Origin of the sequence: Variovorax sp. PAMC26660, assembly GCF_014302995.1 — a bacterium.
Lineage (GTDB): Bacteria > Pseudomonadota > Gammaproteobacteria > Burkholderiales > Burkholderiaceae_C > Variovorax.
Genome location: NZ_CP060295.1, coordinates 3463851 through 3483071 on the forward strand (window position 1 = coordinate 3463851; position 19221 = coordinate 3483071).

Below are 19221 nucleotides of genomic sequence, written 5' to 3' on the forward strand. Positions count from 1 at the left end.
GGAAAAAACACATCGAAGACGGAGACTTGAGATATGCGTTGGTCCAAAGGATGGGTGTCGGGTGTTGCTGCGCTCGTGCTCGCGGGTTGTGGCGGAGGAGGGGATGGCGACGGTGTTTTCTTCCCTCTCGTTCCACCGCCGCCGTCGCCCTCGGCCCCACCACCTTCGCCACCGCCGCCTCCCCCGCCACCGGCGCCGGCCCTGCAGTTGGGCGGCGCCATCGACCTCCCGGCGGCCCTGACCGAGGCAGATCTCGCGGCGCGCGCCGCCGTCACCCAGACGGTCAGCTTCTCCAGCGGCAGCGGCCCCCAGACGCACATCTACACCGGCACCAGCCTCTGGTCGCTGCTGAGCGATGCCGGCATCCAGGTCGACGGCACACGCAAGAACGACGCGCTGAGCCGCTACCTGCTGGCGACGGGCGCCGATGGCTACAAGGTGGTCTTCGCGCTGGGCGAACTGAACCCTGACTTCGGCAACAAGCAGGGCGCGATCGCCTACGCCGAGACCACGGCGGGCGTCTCCGCGCCGCTGGGTGCGACCGATGGGCCATTCCGCGTGACGGCGCCGGGCGACGTGAAGGGCGGGCGCTATGTGTCGAACCTGACGCGGCTCGATGTGGTGGCGGCACCGGCGACGGCGGCCGGCATTGGCGGCGGCGTTTCGACCTCGTTCGCCATCTCGGGCAAGGTCGCCACGCCGATGAGCTTCGACCTGAATGCGCTCAAGAGCCTGACGCCGACGTCCGACCTGACCATCGGCGGCAACACCTACACGGGCATCCCTCTCTGGACGCTGCTGAACAAGGCGGGCCTGCCCGCGACGCCGAAGAACGTCACGCTCGGCATGTACGCCGTCGCAACCGGCAGCGACGGCTACCGGGCCACGCTGTCGCTGGGCGAGGTCGATCCGAACTTCGGCGCCAAGGGCGCGCTGGTCGCATACCGGATGAATGGCACGGACCTGACTACCGCCGGCTTCGCGCGCCTCGTGGTGCCGGGCGAGGTGAAGCAGAGCCGTTCGGTGTCGAACCTCATTGCCATCGAGGTGTTTGTGGCGGGTACGCCGTAGCGCATCAGGACCCGGCCATCGCCCGGCCGCCTCGCAGCGGCGCCTTCCACAGTTCGGCCAGCAACACGCCGGCCACCGTCAGCACACCGCCGACCGCGTGGTACGCCGCGAGCGATTCACCGATCACGAAAGCCGCGATCAGTGCGGTGAACAGCGGGATCAGGTTGAAGAACATGCTCGCGCGGCTCGGGCCGATGTGCGCCACCGTGTGCATCCACACCAGTGGCGCGAGCATCGAGGCGCCCAGGCCGGCGAAGGCGATCAACGGCAGGTTGGCCGCCGACAGGCCCATCTTCGGCGTGAGCAGGTACAGCGGCAGCAACGCCACCACGGCCACCACGATCTGCAGGTAGAGCAACTGCAGGGCCGGCACGTTCTTCATGCCCCAGCGCTTGAGCAGGATCACGTAGATGGCATAGGCCAGCATGGCCAGCAGCATCAGGCCGTCGCCCATGTTGGCGCCGCTCTTGAGCAGCGTGCCGAGGTCGCCCGACGACACCACCACCAGCACGCCCGCGATCGACACCAGCGAGCCCGCCACCGCGCCGGCCGTGAGCCGCTGGCCCAGCAGCAGGATCGACAGCGCCAGCACCATCATCGGCGTGAGCGAGCCGATGATGCCCATGTGCGTGGCCGTGGTCAGGTAGGCCGCGTAGTAGGCCAGGCTCTGGTAGACCACCATGCCCAGCAGGCCGAGCACCGCGATGCGGCCGATCTGCGGGCGGATCGCCGTCCAGTTGCGCAGCACCGGGCGCAGCGCCAGCGGCGTGAAGAGCAGGGCGGCCAGCAGCCAGCGGTAGAAGCTGATCTCGGCCGGCGCGATGGTGCCGGCCGCCATCTTGCTGACGACGGTGTTGCCCGACCAGATCACGACGGCGAGGATGGGGAAGGCGTAGGGCCACATGACGGAGCTTTCTTGAGAGTGCAGGGCTATCATCGATGCGTCCGTCCTGAGGCATATAGCTCGATCAGGACATATCGTCCGGAATTCCGGACCTTCTTCGACCAAGGTTCCGCATGGCCACGCCTGCACCGCGCTTTGTCCGGATCCAGAACGTCGAGGGGATGGCCGGACCTTTCTATTTCCGCTACGACGAGTTCGGCGCCGACGTGCGGGCCGCGCCGCACAGCCACACCTGGGGCCACCTGAACTACGCCGCGCACGGCACGATGCAGATGGAGACCGAGGGGTTGCGCTTTCTCTCGCCGCCGCAGTACGCGGTGTGGATCCCGCCGAAGGTGGTGCACAGCTGCACGCTGCGGCACGCGGTCGTCTACCGCTCGATCTACATCACGCGCGACCTGTGCGAGCGGTTGCCGGCCGAGCCCTGCACCGTGCGCATCAGCCCGATCATCAAGAGCGTGCTGGCCGACTTTGCGGCGCGCGACGTGCATGTGCCCACCACCCCGGCCGACCTGCGCCTGGCGCACGTGGTGGTCGACCAGCTCGAGGTGGCCCAGGTGCAGCGCTGCTACCTGCCGGCCGCCGCGGCGCCTGCGCTCGTGACCGTGCTCGAGGCGCTGCAGGCCGACCCCGGCGACCACCGCTCGCTGGCCGAATGGGCCGACAGCGTGCACATGACCGAGCGCACGCTGGCGCGCCAATGCCAGCGCGAACTGGGCATGTCCTTCGGCGACTGGCGCCAGCGGCTGCGCTTCCTGCGCGCCATCGATGCGCTGGAGGCCGGCCGCACGGTGCAGGAGATCGCGTTCGACTTGGGCTACAGCACCGCCTCAGCGTTCATCGCGATGTTCCAGCGCGAGGCCGGCACCACGCCCGAGCAGTACCGGCGCGAGTTCTGCGGCATTGCCTGAAGGGGTGCTTTCTCCGTGAGGCGATAATCACGCCCCGTGAAGCCCGCCAGACCGCCGCTGGTGCAAGTCTCGAAAGAGCGCACTGGAGGAACGTCCGGACTGCATAGGACAGCGCAGGAGTTAACGACTCTCCACCGTGAGGTGAGGATCAGAGCAACAGAGACGAGCCGATTAAGTTCGGGTGAAACGGGCAATCTCTGCGCGCAGCAACACCAAGTAGGCCAGTATTGAGGTGGTTCCGCTGAGCTGGCGGGTAGGTGGCATCGAGCCGTTTGGCGACAAACGGCCCAGAGTAATGGCGGTCACGCCGAAGGTTTCGCAAGAGGCTTTCGGTGCACAGAATCCGGCTTATCGGCGGGCTTCACACTTTTCCTTTTCCTGATTTCCCACGGGTTCGCCCGCGGCATGGCGCCGTGGTGCGCTTGCACGTCTGATCGGGTTTACCCGTACAATAGATAGCAAGCTAACTAATTGGAAGTTCCATGTCCGATACGACACCCTCCGCGACAGCGGCAGAAAAGCGCGAATCCGCGCTGATGGCGTTCGGCATGTCGCTGTCGACGCTGCAGCGCGGTTACCGCGCCGCCGCCGACAAGGCGGTGGCGCACGTCGGTGTGTCGCAGACCCTGGCCTGGCCGATCGTGATGATCGGCCGCATGGACGACGGCGTGCGCCAGGGTGTGCTGGCCGAGGCGCTGGGCATCGAAGGGCCTTCGCTGGTGCGTTCGCTCGACCAGTTGGTGGAAGCCGGTTTTGTCGAGCGCCGCGAAGACCCGGCTGACCGTCGCGCCAAGACCCTGTATCTCACGCCGGCCGGCGTGGCTGCCCGCGCGCCCCTCGAAGCGGCCCTGAGCCTGATGCGCGCCACGCTGTTCGAAGGCGTGTCCGATGACGACATCGCCGCCTGCCAGCGCGTCTTCGCCAAGCTCGACGAGCGGCTCGGCCGCGCCCCGGCCCCGCAGGAAGGGCGCAAGTAAATGACCGCGCTCCGTCTGCCGCGCTTCAGCCGCGCGGAGCTTCTCTTTTCCGGCAAGTGCTTCGCCGCCGCCATGCTGGCGATGTATCTGGCCAGCCGCGCCGGCCTGCCGCGCCCGTTCTGGGCGTTGATGACCACCTACGTCGTGGCCCATCCGCTGGCCGGCGCGGTGCGCTCCAAGGCCGTGTACCGCTTCATCGGCACGCTGATCGGCAGCACGGCGACCGTGCTGCTGGTGCCCGCGCTTTCCAATGCGCCCGAACTGCTGACCCTGGTGCTCGCGCTCTGGGTCGGCCTGTGCCTGAGCATCTCCCTGCTCGACCGCACGCCGCGCTCGTACATCTTCATGCTCGCGGGCTACACCGCTGCGCTGATCGGCTTTCCGTCGGTGCAGACGCCGCTGGTGCTGTTCGACACCGCCGTCGCGCGTGTCGAGGAAATCGGCCTGGGCATCTTCTGCGCCACGCTGATTCACAGCCTCGTGCTGCCCGCGGGGCTCGCCCCGACGGTGCTGGGCCTGCTCGACCGCACGCTGAAGGATGCCCACAAGTGGCTCGGCGACCTGCTCCAGCCTGCCAGTCACGGCAACGGCGGCAAGGACGCCGACCCCAAGCGCCTGGACGACGACCGCCGCCGCCTTGCCGGTGACATCACGCAGTTGCGGCTGCTCTCGACCCACGTGCCCTTCGACACCACGCACCTGCGCTGGACCGCCGGCGCGATCCGCGCGATGCAAGACCGCGTGGCCGCGCTCACGCCCTCGCTCTCGGCCGTCGAAGACCGCCTGCAGGCGCTCGAACAGGCCGAAGGCACGCTCGCGCCCGATGTGGCCGCGGTGCTCGCCCAAGCCGCGCAATGGCTGCGCGAAGAAGCAGAGCCTTCGAGCGACAACCCGGCCCGCGCCGAACGCCTGCAAGCCCTGCGTCGCTCCATCAACGCACTGAGCAGCGCGCCTTCTTCCAGCAGTGCGGCCACACCTTGGGGCCGTGCCCTGCGCATCGGCCTCGCCGGCCGCCTCGAAGAACTGGTCGACGGCTGGACCGCCTGCGCCCAGTTGCGGCTGGACATCGACGAAGGCCTCAAGGGCGCCGCACCCCTGCGCCGCACGGCCGCGCTCGGTAACCGTACGCTGCACCGCGACTACGGCATGGCGCTGCTGTCGGCGCTCGCGGCCGTCATCGCCATCTGCCTGTGCGGCGCCTTCTGGATCCTCACCGGCTGGCCCATGGGCTCGGCCGCCACCATGATGGCGGCCGTCTTCTGCTGTTTCTTCGCCACCATGGACGACCCGGTGCCGGCGATCCACGGCTTCCTCAAATGGACGTTGTGGTCCATCCCGCTCTCCGCCCTCTACGTGCTGGTGCTCATGCCCATGGTGCAGGACTTCGGCATGCTGGTCGTGATCTGCGCGCCGCTGTTCCTGCTGCTCGGCGTCTACCTGGCGCGGCCGACCCATTTCATGCCTGCGATGGCGCTGGTCTTCGGCGTGGCCGGCACGCTCGCGCTGCACGACACCGCCAGCTCCGACCTCGTGAGCTTCCTCAACAGCATGATCGGCCAGATCGTCGGCGTGCTGGTCGCGGCGCGTGTCACGCGGCTGGTGCGTTCGGTCGGTGCCGACTGGAGCGCGCGCCGCATCCAGCGCGCCACCTGGCGCGAACTGGGCGAAATGGCCGCGTCGTCGCAGCCGCAGTACGCGCAAAGCGATGCCTACGCAGTGCGCATGCTTGACCGCATCGGCCTGCTCGCGCCGCGCATCGCGCAGGCGGGCGGCACGGTCGAAGGCGTGGTTGCCATCGATGCGCTGCGCGACCTGCGCATGGGTGCCGACATTGCCGTGCTGCAGCGTGTGCGCGGACAGTTGCCACTGGCCACGTCGGCCGCGTTGCTGGGCGGCATCTCGCGATTCTTCCGCCAGCGCGGCGAGGGCCGCATGAACCCGCGTCCGGCGGACCTGCTGCCGCAGATCGACGAGGCGCTCAGTGCCGTGCTCGCCACACGCGATGCATCGACAACCGCCCCATCGCGCGCAGCCGTCACCGCATTGGTCGGCCTGCGCCGCAATCTTTTCCCCGACGCGCCGCCCATGCTGGCCGCGCCCAACCCAGGAGCTTCCGCATGATCGGCGAAGCCAGTTTCTACGGCCTCTATGTGCCCTGGATCATGGTGCTGGCCCTCGCCGCACTGCTGGTCCTGTGGGGCGTGCGCCGGCTGCTCGCGGCCACCGGCGTCTACCGCTGGGTGTGGCATCCGGCGCTGTTCGACATGGCGCTCTACCTGCTGCTGCTCTATGCGCTGAGCCGCGTCACCTCTTACCTGCAATGACGAGATTCCTATGAAGACCAGTCCTTCCACCGACAACCCCTGGGCTCCGCGCATCGGGCGGGTCGCTCTTACCGTGGTCGTGGTGGCCGCGGCCGTCTGGGCCGGCTTCAGGCTCTGGGACCACTACGAACTCGCGCCGTGGACGCGCGACGGTCGCGTGCGCGCCAACGTGGTCCAGATCGCGCCCGATGTCTCGGGCCTCGTCACCGCCGTGCCGATCCAGGACAACCAGTCGGTCGCAGCCGGCACGCTGCTGTTCGAGGTCGACCGCGCGCGCTACGACCTCGCCGTGCGCCAGGCCCAGGCCGCGCTTTCCGCGCAGCGCGCCATGAGCGCGCAAGTGCAGCGCGAGAACGCGCGCAACGTCGGCCTTGACGACCTGATCTCGAAGGAGTCGCGCGAACAGACCCGCTCGCGCGTCGAGCAGATGCAGGCCGCCGTCGCGCAGGCCGAGGTGGCGCTCGATTCGGCCCGCCTCAACCTGCAGCGCGCCCAGGTGCGCGCGCCGGCCGACGGCCTCGTCACCAACCTCGACCTGCGCCAAGGCAGCTATGCCGCCGCCGGGCATCCGGTGCTCGCGCTGGTCGATGCCAGGTCGTTCTACGTCGAAGGCTATTTCGAGGAAACCAAGCTGCCGCGCATCCACCTGGGCGACCGCGTGCGCGTGACACCGATGGGTGGCGGCCCGGTCATCGAAGGCGCGGTCGACAGCGTGGCCGCCGGCATTGCCGACCGCGACCGTTCCACCAGCGCCAACCTGCTGCCCAGCGTGAACCCGACCTTCAACTGGGTGCGGCTCGCGCAGCGCATTCCGGTGCGCATCAAGCTCGACCCGCTGCCGCAAGGCGCGCGGCTGGTCGCCGGCCAGACCGTCACCGTGCAGGTGCTGGAGACCAAGGCACCGCGCAGCGCGTCGGCCCCCACGCCCGCACCGGCAGCCGAACCGCAGAAGGGATGAACGCCATGCCCCGCTTCGCTTTCCGAATCGCGTCGCTGGCCGCTGCGGCCGGCCTCGCGGCCTGCGCGGCGGTCGGCCCCGACTATCGCCAGCCGCCCGAGGCGCTGGCCAGCCAGAGCGCCGCCGCACGACCTTTTGCCGAAGGGCCCGCGAACGCCGCGCCGCTGCCCGCGCACTGGTGGCGCCTGTACCACGACCCGCTGCTCGACCGGCTGGTCACGCAGGCCCTCGCACACAACACCGACCTGCGGCAAGCCGTCGCGAACCTCGAACGCGAACGCGCCATCGAGGACGAAGTGGCCGGTGCCAAGTACCCCACGCTGGGCGTGAACGGCGGCCCGTCCTTCGGCCACGTGTCCGGCCTGTCGCTGGTCAAGCCGGGCTACGAGCCGCCCAACACCTTCAACTACGGCGTCGCGGGCTCGCTGTCTTACCAGGTCGACCTGTTCGGCCAGATCCGCCGTGCCATCGAGGCGTCGGCTGCCAGCACCGAGGCCGCCGAAGCCGCGCTCGACCTCGTGCGCGTGAACGTGGCCGCGGGTACCGCGCGCGCCTACGCCGAAGCCTGTTCGACAGGCCTGCGCCTGCAGATCGCGCAGAAGTCCGTGGCGTTGCAACAAGACGCGGTGAACGTCACCGACCGCCTGCAGCGCGCGGGCCGCGCCGGCGCCATCGACGGTGGCCGCGCGCGCGCGCAACTGCAGCAACTGAACGCCGCGTTGCTACCGCTGCAGGCCCAGCGGCAGGGCGCGCTCTACCGTCTCGCCACGTTGACCGGTGCATTGCCACAGGACTTTCCGCGCGAGGTGGCCGACTGCACCGTGCCGCCGCGCGTGGCCGGCACGCTGCCGGTAGGCGATGGCGCTGCGCTGCTGCGCCGCCGTCCCGACATCCGCCAGGCCGAGCGCAGCCTTGCCGCATCCACCGCGCGCATCGGCGTGGCCACGGCCGACCTCTATCCGAAGGTGACGCTGGGCCTCTCGGGCTCTTCCGTCGGCCATGCCAACGACTTCGGCCGCGGGGACACCCTGGCCTGGAGCCTGGGCCCGCTGATCTCCTGGACCATTCCGAACACCGGCGTTGTCCAGTCGCACATCGCGCAGGCCGAGGCCGGCACGCGCGCTGCCCTCGCGAAGTTCGACGGCACCGTGCTGACCGCGTTGCGCGAAACCGAAACCGCGCTCGGCACCTACGCCCGCGAACTCGACCGCCGCGCCGCGCTGCAGGCCTCGCGCGACGAAAGCGCCAAGGTGGCCGCGCAGGCGCGTCAGCTCTACCGGAACGGCCGCACGGCCTACCTCGACACGCTCGATGCCGAACGCTCGCTGGCCGCCAGCGACGCCGCTCTCGCGGCCAGCGAAGCGCAACTGGCGGACGACCAGGTCGTGCTGTTCATGGCGCTTGGCGGCGGCTGGGAGCCCGAAGAGGGCGCTGCCCACCTCGCGCAGGACGCCGCCGGATCGACGACCACGAAGCAATGAGCGCGACCGCTGCGCCTTCACGCCGGCCGCACGCGCCGCTGTGGCTGCTCGCGCTGGTCACTTTCAGCGGCACGCTGGCCATGCACATCTTCGTGCCGGCCCTGCCGATCGCCGCGAAGAATCTGGGCGCCGGCATGGGCGCCATGCAGATGACGGTGAGCCTGTACATCTTCGGCCTCGCGGTGGGGCAACTGGTGTACGGACCGCTGGCCGACCGCTTCGGCCGGCGGCCCGTGCTGCTGTTCGGGCTGGGGCTGTATTGCGTCGCGGGGCTTGCCGCCGCTGTCGCGCCGGACGTGCATGCGCTCATCGCGGCGCGGCTGTTCCAGGCGATGGGTGGCTGCGCCGGCCTCGTGCTGGGCCGCAGCATCGTGCGTGACACGGCCGAACCGCAAGAGGCCACGCGGCGCCTCGCGCTGATGAACCTGATGGTGACCGTCGGTCCGAGCATCGCGCCGCTGGTTGGCGGTGCACTGGCCACCGCACTCGGGTGGCGTTCGATCTTCTATGCGCTGTTCGTGCTCGGTGCGATCGGCTTTCTTTTCACGTGGCGGCTGTTGCCGGAGACCGGCACGCCGGGCGCGGCCGTCAGTGCCTCGGCCCTGGCACGCAACTACAAGGGGCTGCTGGCCTCGCCGGCCTTCCTCGGTTTCTCGATAGGCGGCGGCTGCGCCACCACGTCGATGTACGCCTTCATCGCCTCCGCGCCCTTCATCTTCGTGGACCAGTTGCACCGGCCCGCGCACGAGGCCGGCATCTACCTCGCCATTCTTGTGTCGGGCGTGTGGCTGGGCAGCTTTCTCACGAGCCACCTGATCTCGCGCGTGCGGGTCGACCGGCTGATGGTTCGCTCGAACGCATTGAGCGTGGCCGCGGCTTTCGTGCTGCTCGGCGCGGCGCTGACGGACCATCTCTCGGTGCCGCTGATCGTTGCCAGCATGTTCCTGTTCACCGTCGGCGCGGGCATGGCCTCGCCGGCTGCGCTGACGCAGGCGATCAGCGTCAATCCGAAGGTCATCGGCTCGGCCTCGGGCCTCTACGGCTTCACGCAGATGGCCGTGGGCGCGCTCTGCACCGCGCTCGCCGGCATGGGCCACCGCAACCCCGCGCTGGCCTCGGCCATCGTGCTGGCGGGGGCGGGGATCGTGGCGCAGTTGTCGTTCGCCGTGGCGCTGCGCACCCAGAGGGCTCGCGCGCACGCGGCCTGAGTCAGCCCTTGCAGCGCTTCTTCAGGTCCGCGCCGATCTGTGTCGTGAGGCTGTCCAGCGCCGTGTTGAAGGCTTCCTGGATCTCGCTCTCGGATGTGGACCAGTTCATCGAGTCGTTGAAGCCACGGTAGGTCTTCGTTGTCGCGCCCGCGCCCTGCACGTCCGGTGGAAACTGCACGCGCACGACAAGATTGGCCGATTTCAGCGAGGCGAGGCCGTGGACATAGGCCTTCAGCACCGTGACCCGGATCGCCGGCGCACCGGCATCGCCCGTGTAGCCGGGCATCGATGCAATGCCGCTCCTGAACCACGCATCGAAACCCGCGCCGTCGATGTGTGTGCGGCCCATCTGGCCCAGGCTCTGCGCGTCGCGCTGGTCGTCGATGCCGCCCAGGGAGAACGCGCAGACCGACGCCGTGGGGCCCTGTGGCGCGGCCATGGCCGCCCTGCGCTGCAGGCCCGTCACCTTGTCCGACGCGCAGCCCGCCACGAGCAGCAGCGGCGCTGCCAGCGCGCAGCAGACGGCGCGGTGCCAGCCTTTGCGCGTCACTTCGCTGCCGTGTCCGTGGCGGCCTGCACGGCGGATGCAGCCGCGACTGGTGCGGCATCTGCCGTGGGGGGCGCCGCGGGGCTGACTGGCGCAACCGGTGCTGCGGCTGCGATGTTGGCAAGCGCCGCGTCGAAGTGCAGCGAACCGTCCGGATAGCGAAGCAGCTTGCCGGTGTTGCCTTGCGACACCATGTTGGCTTTCAGGCCGGCCGGGATGTCGACCTTGGCCGTGGTGGCTGCATAGACGGGGTGCTTGCTCTGCAGGTCGGCGGCCAGCAGCGCGGTCGACTGCGCGATGCCGTCCTGCAGCGCTGCCTTCAGCATGCGCGCGTTGTCGGCCTTCCAGGCCGCGATGTTCTTCGTCGCGTCATCGCCCGACGCCGGATGCTTCGCGCGGTAGATGATGCTGCTGCGGTAGGTCGCGTTCTGCAGCGCCAGCACAGGCTCCGACGGTGTCGTCGGCAGCGCGGCCGGCAGCTTGGCCGCCTTGCGTGCGGTGGTTCCGCGTGGATAGATCAGGCCCCGTGCGGAGACTTCCAGCGTGGAGAAGTCGACTGACATGTGGTAGTCGAGGTTGATGAACATCACCGCGTTCGACGTCGAGGCCTTGAACGTCTTTTCGTACGCTTCGGTGGTCACGGTCTTGGTGACGGCGATGCCCGCGAGCTGCATGCCGGGCACGGACTGCAGTGACTGTGTGAGCGACTCGTGCATCAGCTGGTCGAAGTTCACGTCGACCAGTTCGTCCTTGAGCGGGCGAACGCTCTCTTCGGCCGCCTTGGCCCGCGTGGCGTTCACGCTCGCATCCACTGCGCCCATCGCGCCGCCGCAGGCCGCGGCCAGCAGGATGCCCAGCCCGGGAACAGCCCCGCAGGCCGCGGCACCCGTGGCAGCCGCAGTCGAGGGGACGAAAGCCGCATACAGCTCGGCTTGCCGGATGCCGACCTTCACGTCGACGGGCTGGAGGGCGCTCAGGACTTCCGGCTTGACCGGCTGCGTGGCTGGCAGGTGCGTGCAACCGGCGAAGACGAACGATGCCAACACCGGAATGACGGCGCTGCGAATGGCGAACATGGGTTTTTCCCTCGGACAAGTGATTCGAATGCATCGCCACCTCCCTGTTTCTGTTTGAGGGGGCTGCGGCGATGAAGCCTTGGCCAAGGTCTGCCACCTTTCGGCCGGCAGGGATCGTACATGCTGTTACCTTGCGAGCAACAGGGGCCGTACGCGCGGACGCCTGGACCGTGCGGAAAGGCACTGTCCCTTGGGTTTGTTCAAGCCGGTGTGCGAAGGAGGGGAGTGCGTCAGCGCATGAAGAGCCAGCCGCCCTTGGGCTGGCGCATCAGCTCATGGCGCTTGATGGCGCGTTCTTCGCCGTCGTCGCCCACGTAGACCACTTCGAAGCGCAGCAGTTTGGGCGAAGCCAACTGCCAGTTCTGCATGCGCTTGACGGTCACGCAGGCCGTTTTGTCGTGGTATTGCATCTCCGACATCGGCGCGCCCTGGAAGCCTGTGCCGTCGAACAGGCGGCCGGGCGATGCGAACGGGTTGAGCACCGCACCGTTGCGCGCGGTGATGCAACCCTCGGCCCGCACGAAGGACTCGATGGTCGGGGAGGCGCTGCGCACCACCTTGCCAACGGCCGGGCTGGGCGCCTTGCCGCCGATGGCCTCGCGGATGCGCTCCACCTGCGCGTCGGTGATGGGCGCGAGCCCGTCCTTCGAGACCACCGCCGGTGGTGCTGCGGGTGGCGCAGCCTGTGGTAGCGGCGCGGACGAAAGGTAGGTGCAGCCCGCCACCAGTGCCAGAGGCACGGTGCAGGCAAGGGCGGCGCTCGGTGGTCCGAACTTCATGGCTCAGTCTCCCTGTCGGCGGCGTCTTTTTCTTCAGAAGCGTTCGTGCGGTGCCAGGTACCGCCACTGGCCCGGCTGCAACCCCGCCAGCGGCACGCGGCCGATGCGGATGCGCCGCATCGCGAGGATGCGCAGGTCCACGCTGTCGCAGATGTTGGCGATCTGCCCGGGCCGCGCGCCCTTGAGCGCAAAGCGCAGGCCGGTCTGGTCGTCGGCTTGGCGACCGATGCTCACGCGTGCGGGCGAACGCTCCAGCCGCATCAACAGCTCGGGGCTGACGGTGCCGGCCACATCGACCATCACTTCGTGTTCGATGATGCCCGCGTCTTCCTGCAGCTTGCGCTCGATGCGGAATTCCTGTGTGTAGACAACCAGTCCGCTCGCGCCGGTTTCCAGTGGCGTCATGCAGTGCTGCCCCTTGGCGTGCACCGGCAGAAAACGCTGGCCCGCGCGTTCGGGCTCATGGTGGTTCGCAGCCACCAGCAGGCGGTGCGCCACTTCGGTTGCCATGCCCGCCGGCTTGTACAGCAGCAGCGTGACGGGCACGATCGGCTCGGGCTTGGCGCCGGCTTCGATCTCGACTTTCTGGTGCGGCTGCACGCGCGATTGCGGCAGCGTGGCGGGCACGCCGTCCACGCGCACGGCGCCGTTCTCGATCAGCAGTTCGGCTTCGCGCCGCGACACGCCGGCCATCGCGGCCACGCGCTTGGCGAGGCGGATGCCCTCGTCGTCGGGAGAGTTGTTGGTGTTGTTTCTGTTGTTCATTGGGGCGCAGTCAGTTGCCGGATGCGCGCCACGTGCGCAGCCAGCGAGCGGGCCGCCACCGGCCACATGCGCTCGGGCACATCGTCGTAGGCGAGTGGCAACCACTCTTCGGGTGTGCCTTGGGGCAGCTTCTGCATGGCGGCGGCGATCTTGGCTTCGCGCTTGAGGCGGTGTGCCTTCAGCATCGCGATGGCGGTGCGGGCAAAGCCGATCACATAGCCGTGCGCAGGCAGGATGAATTCGACGCCACCCGCTTCGCAGGCTGCGTCGAGTGTGTCGAGCGAGCCCAGGTAGGCGCTCATGTCGCCGTCCGGTGGGTCGACCACGGTGGTGCTGCCGTTCAGGATGTGGTCGCCGGAGAACAGCAGGCCGTCTTCTTCCAGCACCAGGCACAGGTGGTTGGCCGCATGGCCGGGCGTGTGGATCACGCGCAGGGTGTGCGTGACGGTGTCGCCTTCGGCGGTGGTGCCCGACAGCACGAGGCGTTCGCCGTCCTTCAGCTCGCGCTCGGCGGTGAAGCGTGCGGACGAGCGCGCGGTCGGCGCCGACGACAGCCCTAGGATCGGTGGCTTGGCATCCTTGCACAGCGCCTGCAACGGCGCGGCACCCGGCGAGTGGTCGGCATGCGAATGCGTGCAGACGATCATGCGAATGTCGCCGTGCGTGGCGCGCCACAGCCGGCCGATGTGGTCGAAGTCGTTCGGACCCGGGTCGATGACGATGTAACCCGTGGCCGCGTCGCCCACGATGTAGCTGTTGGTGCCCGGGCCGGTCATGGCGCTCGGGTTGGGCGCGGTCAGGCGCATCACGTTCTTCAGCAGCGGCACGGGCTGCTCGCTCTGCCAGTCGAGCGCATGCAGCATCTGGCCATTGGGGCACACCAGCGCCAGCTCGCCGAAGGGCTGCTCGTGCTCCATGTAGCGCACGTCCTGGCCTTTCAGCAGGCCGCCGCGCGGGCAACTGGTCCACAGCGGCGCCTCGCCGGCACCGCCGGGTGCGCAGGCTGCAAGCACCGAATCGACCGTGGTGTAGACGGCCATGCGCTGCAGTGTGCGCACGGTCGGGAAAATCATGAAGAAGGTGCCCGCGTCGTGGCGCGCGAGCGCATCGGCCGGGCGCACCCAGCAGGGCTCGAACTGCTCGCTTTCGTCGGCCGAGGGCGTCTGGCCTTCGGGCATGCGCGCGACCAGGAAGGGCACGTCGAAGCGCTTGGGCAGGTCGCGGTCGGTGATCCAGTGCGCGAAGGTGAACACCTTGTCGGAGTCGAGCACCAGACCGCGTGCCGCGCACTGGTCGGCGAAGGCCGGGCCTGCGGTGTCATTGCGGTCCATCGATGCGATGTCGTCGGCGCTCACCGGTCGGCCGTCCGCGTGGTGCGCGAGCAGGATGCCAAGCTCTTCGAAGGCTTCGCGGATGGCGGCAATGGCTTGCGTGCGCTGCACGCGGCTCTGGGTGGGGCGGCGCGTGGCGATGCGCTTGGCGGCCTCGTCCGCTTCGTCGATGTGGCCGCCGGGAAACACATAGGCCCCCGGTGCGAAGCTGGCGGTGGCCGAGCGGCGCGTCATCAGCACTTCGAGGCCGGCCGGGGTGTCGCGCAGCAGCAGCACGGTGGCTGCCGCGCGCACGGGTACGGGCTCGCGTGCGGGGTGGAGTTGTTGGGTGGAACGGACCATGGGGTGATTATGGAGAGCGGTGGCCATGCGCGTGTGTCGGGCATAAGCTCAGAGGGATTCGGGCATGAGCCGCGCGCCACAATGCGCGGCTGCATCGTTTGCCTCGAAGAAAGACAGTCATGGCCCATTCTCCCTTCTCGCGCCGCGCATTGCTGCTGGCAGGCGCCGCGTTGCTCGCCGCCGCATCGCCATTCGCCGTTGCCCAGCCCGAGTGGCCGCAACAACCCGTCACATTGATCATGGGTTTTCCCGCCGGTTCGGGGGTCGACGTGGTCGCCCGCACCATCCAGGAACCGCTGTCCAAACAGTTGGGGCGGCCGGTCATCATCGACTACAAGTCGGGCGCCGCCGGCAACATCGCCAGCGAGTACGTGGCGCACGCCAAGCCCGATGGCTACACGCTGTCTTTTGGCACGGCCGCCACGCATGGCAGCAATGCCGCGCTCTACAAGAAGCTGCCTTTCGACGTCGAGGCCGACTTCGTGCCTGTGGCGCCGGTGCTCGATGTGTCGAACGTGCTCACCATCAATCCGGACGTGATCAACGTCAAGACCTTGAAGGAGTTCGTGGAGCTGGTCAAGGCCCATCCGGGCAAGTACAACTATGCGTCGACGGGCAATGGCGCGGGCACGCACATGGCCTTTGCCGAGTTCAATTCGCGACTGGGGCTGGACATGGTCCACGTGCCGTACAAGGGCGGCCCGGAGGCCATCACCTCGGTGGTTCGTGGCGAGACCTGCTGCATCATGAACCAGGTGCAAACGGTGTTGCCGCACTACAAGGCGGGCAAGGTGCGCCTGCTGGGCGTGACCACGGCCACGGCGGTGCCGGCCGTGAAGGAGGTGCCCACCATCGCCTCCAGCGGCTTGCCGGGCACCAAGGGTTTCGACAGCTCGATCTGGTTCGGCATCTTCGCGCCCAAGGGCACCGACCCGCAGATCGTCGACAAGCTCAATGCTGCTGTGAAGGCGGTGCTCGAACAGCCCGAAATTCGCGAGCGTTTCGAGAACCAGGGCAACAGCGTGCGCATCGAGTCGCCTGCGCAGTTCAAGAAGACCGTGCACGCGAACCGCGTGAAGTGGGCCGAGGTGGTGAAGGCTGCGAACATCAGCATCGACTGATGCGCCGCTGTTCTTTCAGGGCGGGTGCGAATGACACCGGGTGCTCCCCTCCGCGAATGTCCCCCGCTTCGCTCCTCCTTTATTTCGCTGCGGGGAGCACCTGGCGTCATTCGCACTGGGGCACGCTGCTATTGATCCTGCGATCAACGACCGCTCTGAGCGCTCACGTCGATACGGGGCTCTTTTTAGCTAAATAAAGGAGGAGCGAAGCGGGGGACATTCGCGAAAAAGAGCACCGTGTCGGCGGGAGTGTCGCCCTGAACAGCAGCGCTCCAAACTACGCACCCCACGCCCCTGACAACAAGCCTTACAGCGTTTTCGTAAGCGTGAGAATGAAGCGCGCCTTGTTCGGCGAATAAGTCTGCTTGCCGAAAGTACCGAAGCCCAGGTCGTAGCCCGCGTTGCTCACCGAGAGATAAGAGCTCTGCTTGTTGGCGCCCTGCACCGAGCCGGCCAGCGACAGGCCATTGCCGAAGTCATACGAAGCACCAACGTTGTAGTCCACATAGCTCTTGTAGCCCAGGCGGCGGATGTCGCTCGACATGTTCGTGTAGCCCACTGCAGCCTTCAGCGTGACCTTCGGAAAAATCTCCTTGCTGTAGGCCAGGTTCAGGTAGCCGGTGTTGGTGCCCTTCAGACCCGAGCCGGCCTTGTTGCCCGCGTAGCCGAAGTAGTCCTTCGACACCGTGTGCGAATACTTCAGCGTGAACGAGCCGATCGTCTCATCGGTGTAGCCCGCACTGCCGTACAGCTCCGTCGTGTTGCCCGACGAATTGCCCGGATACAGGTACGTGAGCGCGCCCACGTCCATGTCGAAGGGACCGGCCTTGAATTTGTAGCCGCCGTAGATGTCGCTCTCGATGCTGTTGCCCTTGAGCCAATTGACGCTCGAATTCCAGTTGCCCACGTAGAAGCCGCTCTCGCCGAAGGCGTAGTCGAAGCCGCCCTGAATGGCGGGCTTGAGGCTCCTGGTCTTGGCAAGGTCGTTCTTGCCCAGCATGTCCTGGTCCTGGCCGCGGAACTTGTAGTCGGTGGTCAGCGCCACGTTGCCCGTGAGCTGCGCGCTCGCGAGCATCGGCAGGGCGGCGAGGGTGGGAAGAACGAGCACCGGCAGGGCGATGCGAAGAAGATTTTTCATTGAAAGAAACGGTAACGAATAGAGGAGCCGGCAGCGTAGAAGGGCGGGTCTAAAAGCCGCGTAAAAAAATGGGGCGCGGGCGCAAAATTTCTGACCGGCGCTGTCGATCCGGGCATGCGCCGTTCGACTACTGGGCATGAACACCTCCATCGCCTCACTCCAAGCCGCCCGTCCAGCCGCAGCCCTGAGCGCGCCCGATCCGCGCCGCTGGAAAGCGCTGGCCGTGCTGTGCACGGCCTACTTCATGGTGATCCTCGATTCGCAGATCGTCATCCTGGCGCTGCCTTCCATCGAGCGGGCACTGGGCTTCTCGCCGGGCCACGCGCAGTGGGTCATGAGCGCCTACCTGCTGAGCTTCGGCGGCCTGCTGCTGCTCGGTGGCCGCATGGCCGACCTGCTGGGGCGACGGCGCATGTTCATGCTCGGCACCAGCCTGTTCCTGATTGCCTCGCTCGGCTGCGGGCTTGCCACCTCGCCACGCGTGCTGATCGTGGCGCGCGTGCTGCAGGGCGCGGCGGCGGCGGTGATGTCGCCTTCGGCGCTGTCCATTCTCATGACCACCTTCACCGAAGGCGCGGAGCGCAACAAGGCGCTGGGCATCTGGTCGGGCATGGGGGGCGTGGGCGCCACGTCGGCGCTGCTGATCGGCGGGCCGCTGGCCGACCTGCTCGGCTGGCCGTGGATCTTCTACATCAACGCGCCGGTGGCGGCCGCGGTGATCGTGCTGTGCCCGATGCTGCTGCGCGAAAGCCGCGCCGACGAACGGACCCATCCGCGCCGCTACGACCCGGCCGGTGCGTTCACCATCACGGCCGGCCTGATGTTGCTGGTGTATGCGCTGGTCGAAGCACCGGCGGCCGGCTGGCTCAGTGGCCAGACCTTGGGGGCGTTCGTGGGCGCCGTGGCGTTGCTCGCGCTGTTCGTGCTGATCGAGTCGCGCTCTGCCGCGCCGCTGGTGCCGCTGTCGATCTTCCGATCACGCACGCTGGTCGGCGGCAACCTGCTGATGCTCGTGCTCGGCATGACCGCCTGGGGCGTGGGCACGACGGTCTCGCTCTATGCGCAGAAGGTGCTGGGCTATTCGGCGCTGCAGTTCGGCCTGGGCACGGCGGTGCTCACGGTGATGGCGGTGGTCGGCTCGACCTTCGGGCAGGGCTTCGTCACGCGGGTGGGCTTTCGCCGCGTGGCCATGTCCGCGATGCTGCTGCTTGGTGCGGCGAGCCTGCTGCTGAGCAGCATCCGGTTGAACGGCACCTACTTCGGCGACATCTTCTTCGGCCTGTTCATCTTCGGCGCGGGGCTCGGCGCATGCGCCGTGGCGGGCTCGATTGCCGCGCTGTCGGGCGTGGGAAAGGGCGAGGCGGGGCTGGCCTCGGGCATCAACACCGCGGCGTTCCAGTTGGGTGGTGCGTTCGGCGCTGCGGCGGTGGCGACCGTGGCCGTGTCGTTCGCGGTGGGGGGCTCCGTGCCGGCGCTTCATCGGGGCTATCAGGCGTCGTTCATCGCCAGTGCTGTCTTTGCAGCGGTCGGCCTGCTCGTGGCGTGGCGGCTGCTGCGCCCGCCGTCCTTACCGACGGGTGCCTGAGCCTTCGGCCTTCTCTCGCAGCAGTTCCGCCTGTTGCGCCAGCTCCGTGGCCTCGACGACCTGCTGGATCGAAAGCGGTCCGGTCAGTTCCACGTCACCGGCGAGCACGCTTTCCAGCGCCTCTTGGCCGGTGCGCCCTGCCAACCAGGCAAACGCCGAGGTGATCGAGCCACCGCCGAACTTGGCACGCAGCGCCTTCGACGCCGCGCGGCTCACTTCTGCAAACGTCTCCTGGTCGGCGGCCGTCGAAGCCGCGCGAACGACAAAACAGAATGCCGCGAGCTTGTCGGCTTCCGTGCGCAAGCGACGGGCCTTGGCTGCGCTCTGGGCCGCATGCCCGAGGAGCATGGGTTCGAGTGCGTCGGTGAACACCTGGACCTGCTGCCCTTCGACCCAGGTGGAGTCCGCTCGCGACACGACCTCGACCGGTTGGCCACGCGCCTTGGATGCCCGCTCGGCGGCGGCCCGCGCTTGATCTGCTTGCGCGGGAAGCCACACAAGAAGGGGCGACTGCACCGTGCCATGCACCGCCCATCGGCCCGCGCTATTGAGACAGCGCACATAGCGGTCCTGTGAAGCACCGTGCCGCGCCGACTCCGATGGCGCCAACGGATGGTCCGCAAGGGAAAGGAGCAGGTACTGTTCGTGCGGCATCGGTGCGTTCGTTTTGAAAGAGCCGCCGATTGTCGCCGCTGAGGCGCCT

18 protein-coding genes and 1 other RNA gene are annotated in these 19221 nt (G+C 68.1%); 11 read left to right on the forward strand and 8 right to left on the reverse strand.

Going from position 1 to position 19221, the window contains the following annotated elements:
- The first annotated feature begins 33 nt into the window (after positions 1 to 33).
- Positions 34 to 1071 carry a molybdopterin-dependent oxidoreductase gene (locus H7F35_RS16455; protein ID WP_261803652.1) on the forward strand — a complete coding sequence of 346 codons (1038 nt, stop codon included), beginning with the start codon at positions 34 to 36 and terminating at the stop codon, positions 1069 to 1071.
- A gap of 4 nt (positions 1072 to 1075) precedes the next feature.
- Here H7F35_RS16455 and H7F35_RS16460 read toward each other — a convergent pair whose 3' ends face one another.
- Positions 1076 to 1975 (reverse strand): DMT family transporter, encoded by a 900-nt coding sequence (locus H7F35_RS16460; RefSeq protein WP_187113876.1) that lies wholly within the window; start codon positions 1973 to 1975, stop codon positions 1076 to 1078.
- A gap of 113 nt (positions 1976 to 2088) precedes the next feature.
- Between H7F35_RS16460 and H7F35_RS16465 the strand changes: the two genes are divergently transcribed.
- From H7F35_RS16465 to H7F35_RS16500, 8 genes are all read left to right on the forward strand, one after another.
- Positions 2089 to 2886 (forward strand): AraC family transcriptional regulator, encoded by a 798-nt coding sequence (locus H7F35_RS16465; protein WP_187113877.1) that lies wholly within the window; start codon positions 2089 to 2091, stop codon positions 2884 to 2886.
- A 38-nt stretch (positions 2887 to 2924) separates the two neighbouring features.
- An RNA gene (rnpB, locus tag H7F35_RS16470) (RNase P RNA component class A) lies at positions 2925 to 3253 on the forward strand.
- A gap of 115 nt (positions 3254 to 3368) precedes the next feature.
- Entirely contained in the window at positions 3369 to 3863 is a 495-nt protein-coding gene (locus H7F35_RS16475) for a MarR family winged helix-turn-helix transcriptional regulator (protein WP_261803653.1), read from the forward strand.
- Positions 3864 to 5984, forward strand: a complete 2121-nt coding sequence (locus tag H7F35_RS16480) for an FUSC family protein (RefSeq protein ID WP_187113878.1) — start codon at positions 3864 to 3866, stop codon at positions 5982 to 5984.
- A complete protein-coding gene (locus H7F35_RS16485) occupies positions 5981 to 6187 on the forward strand; it encodes a DUF1656 domain-containing protein (RefSeq protein WP_187113879.1) in 207 nt (68 codons plus the stop codon). The genes H7F35_RS16480 and H7F35_RS16485 overlap by 4 nt, the downstream gene beginning before the upstream one ends.
- Before the next feature lie 10 nt (positions 6188 to 6197).
- Positions 6198 to 7145: an efflux RND transporter periplasmic adaptor subunit gene (locus tag H7F35_RS16490; protein WP_187113880.1), complete on the forward strand. Its 948-nt coding sequence runs from the start codon at positions 6198 to 6200 to the stop codon at positions 7143 to 7145.
- On the forward strand, positions 7142 to 8626 hold the full coding sequence (locus tag H7F35_RS16495) for an efflux transporter outer membrane subunit (protein ID WP_187113881.1): 1485 nt from the start codon (positions 7142 to 7144) through the stop codon (positions 8624 to 8626). The genes H7F35_RS16490 and H7F35_RS16495 overlap by 4 nt, the downstream gene beginning before the upstream one ends.
- The gene (locus tag H7F35_RS16500) at positions 8623 to 9834 is read left to right on the forward strand and encodes a multidrug effflux MFS transporter (protein WP_187113882.1); all 1212 of its coding nucleotides are present in this window, start codon (positions 8623 to 8625) and stop codon (positions 9832 to 9834) included. Before H7F35_RS16495 ends, H7F35_RS16500 begins: the two co-directional genes overlap by 4 nt.
- A 1-nt stretch (position 9835) precedes the next feature.
- Here H7F35_RS16500 and H7F35_RS16505 read toward each other — a convergent pair whose 3' ends face one another.
- The 5 genes from H7F35_RS16505 to H7F35_RS16525 form a co-directional block, all read right to left on the reverse strand.
- A complete protein-coding gene (locus H7F35_RS16505) occupies positions 9836 to 10384 on the reverse strand; it encodes a hypothetical protein (RefSeq protein ID WP_187113883.1) in 549 nt (182 codons plus the stop codon).
- Positions 10381 to 11457 (reverse strand): hypothetical protein, encoded by a 1077-nt coding sequence (locus H7F35_RS16510; protein WP_187113884.1) that lies wholly within the window; start codon positions 11455 to 11457, stop codon positions 10381 to 10383. The genes H7F35_RS16505 and H7F35_RS16510 overlap by 4 nt, the downstream gene beginning before the upstream one ends.
- 230 nt (positions 11458 to 11687) lie before the next feature.
- Positions 11688 to 12236 (reverse strand): hypothetical protein, encoded by a 549-nt coding sequence (locus H7F35_RS16515; RefSeq protein ID WP_187113885.1) that lies wholly within the window; start codon positions 12234 to 12236, stop codon positions 11688 to 11690.
- A 33-nt stretch (positions 12237 to 12269) separates the two neighbouring features.
- Positions 12270 to 13001, reverse strand: coding sequence for an RNA pseudouridine synthase (locus H7F35_RS16520; RefSeq protein WP_187113886.1), 732 nt, complete (start codon positions 12999 to 13001; stop codon positions 12270 to 12272).
- The gene (locus tag H7F35_RS16525) at positions 12998 to 14674 is read right to left on the reverse strand and encodes an MBL fold metallo-hydrolase (protein WP_187113887.1); all 1677 of its coding nucleotides are present in this window, start codon (positions 14672 to 14674) and stop codon (positions 12998 to 13000) included. Before H7F35_RS16525 ends, H7F35_RS16520 begins: the two co-directional genes overlap by 4 nt.
- Before the next feature lie 119 nt (positions 14675 to 14793).
- Here H7F35_RS16525 and H7F35_RS16530 point away from each other — a divergent pair, with 119 nt between their 5' ends.
- Positions 14794 to 15795, forward strand: coding sequence for a Bug family tripartite tricarboxylate transporter substrate binding protein (locus tag H7F35_RS16530; protein WP_187113888.1), 1002 nt, complete (start codon positions 14794 to 14796; stop codon positions 15793 to 15795).
- Between the two features lie 307 nt (positions 15796 to 16102).
- Here H7F35_RS16530 and H7F35_RS16535 read toward each other — a convergent pair whose 3' ends face one another.
- Entirely contained in the window at positions 16103 to 16933 is an 831-nt protein-coding gene (locus H7F35_RS16535; RefSeq protein ID WP_187113889.1) for a TorF family putative porin, read from the reverse strand.
- A gap of 136 nt (positions 16934 to 17069) precedes the next feature.
- Here H7F35_RS16535 and H7F35_RS16540 point away from each other — a divergent pair, with 136 nt between their 5' ends.
- Positions 17070 to 18518 carry an MFS transporter gene (locus H7F35_RS16540; RefSeq protein ID WP_187113890.1) on the forward strand — a complete coding sequence of 483 codons (1449 nt, stop codon included), beginning with the start codon at positions 17070 to 17072 and terminating at the stop codon, positions 18516 to 18518.
- Here the strand turns inward: H7F35_RS16540 and H7F35_RS16545 are convergent.
- A complete protein-coding gene (locus H7F35_RS16545) occupies positions 18501 to 19172 on the reverse strand; it encodes a hypothetical protein (RefSeq protein ID WP_187113891.1) in 672 nt (223 codons plus the stop codon). The genes H7F35_RS16540 and H7F35_RS16545 overlap by 18 nt on opposite strands.
- Positions 19173 to 19221 lie beyond the last annotated feature (49 nt).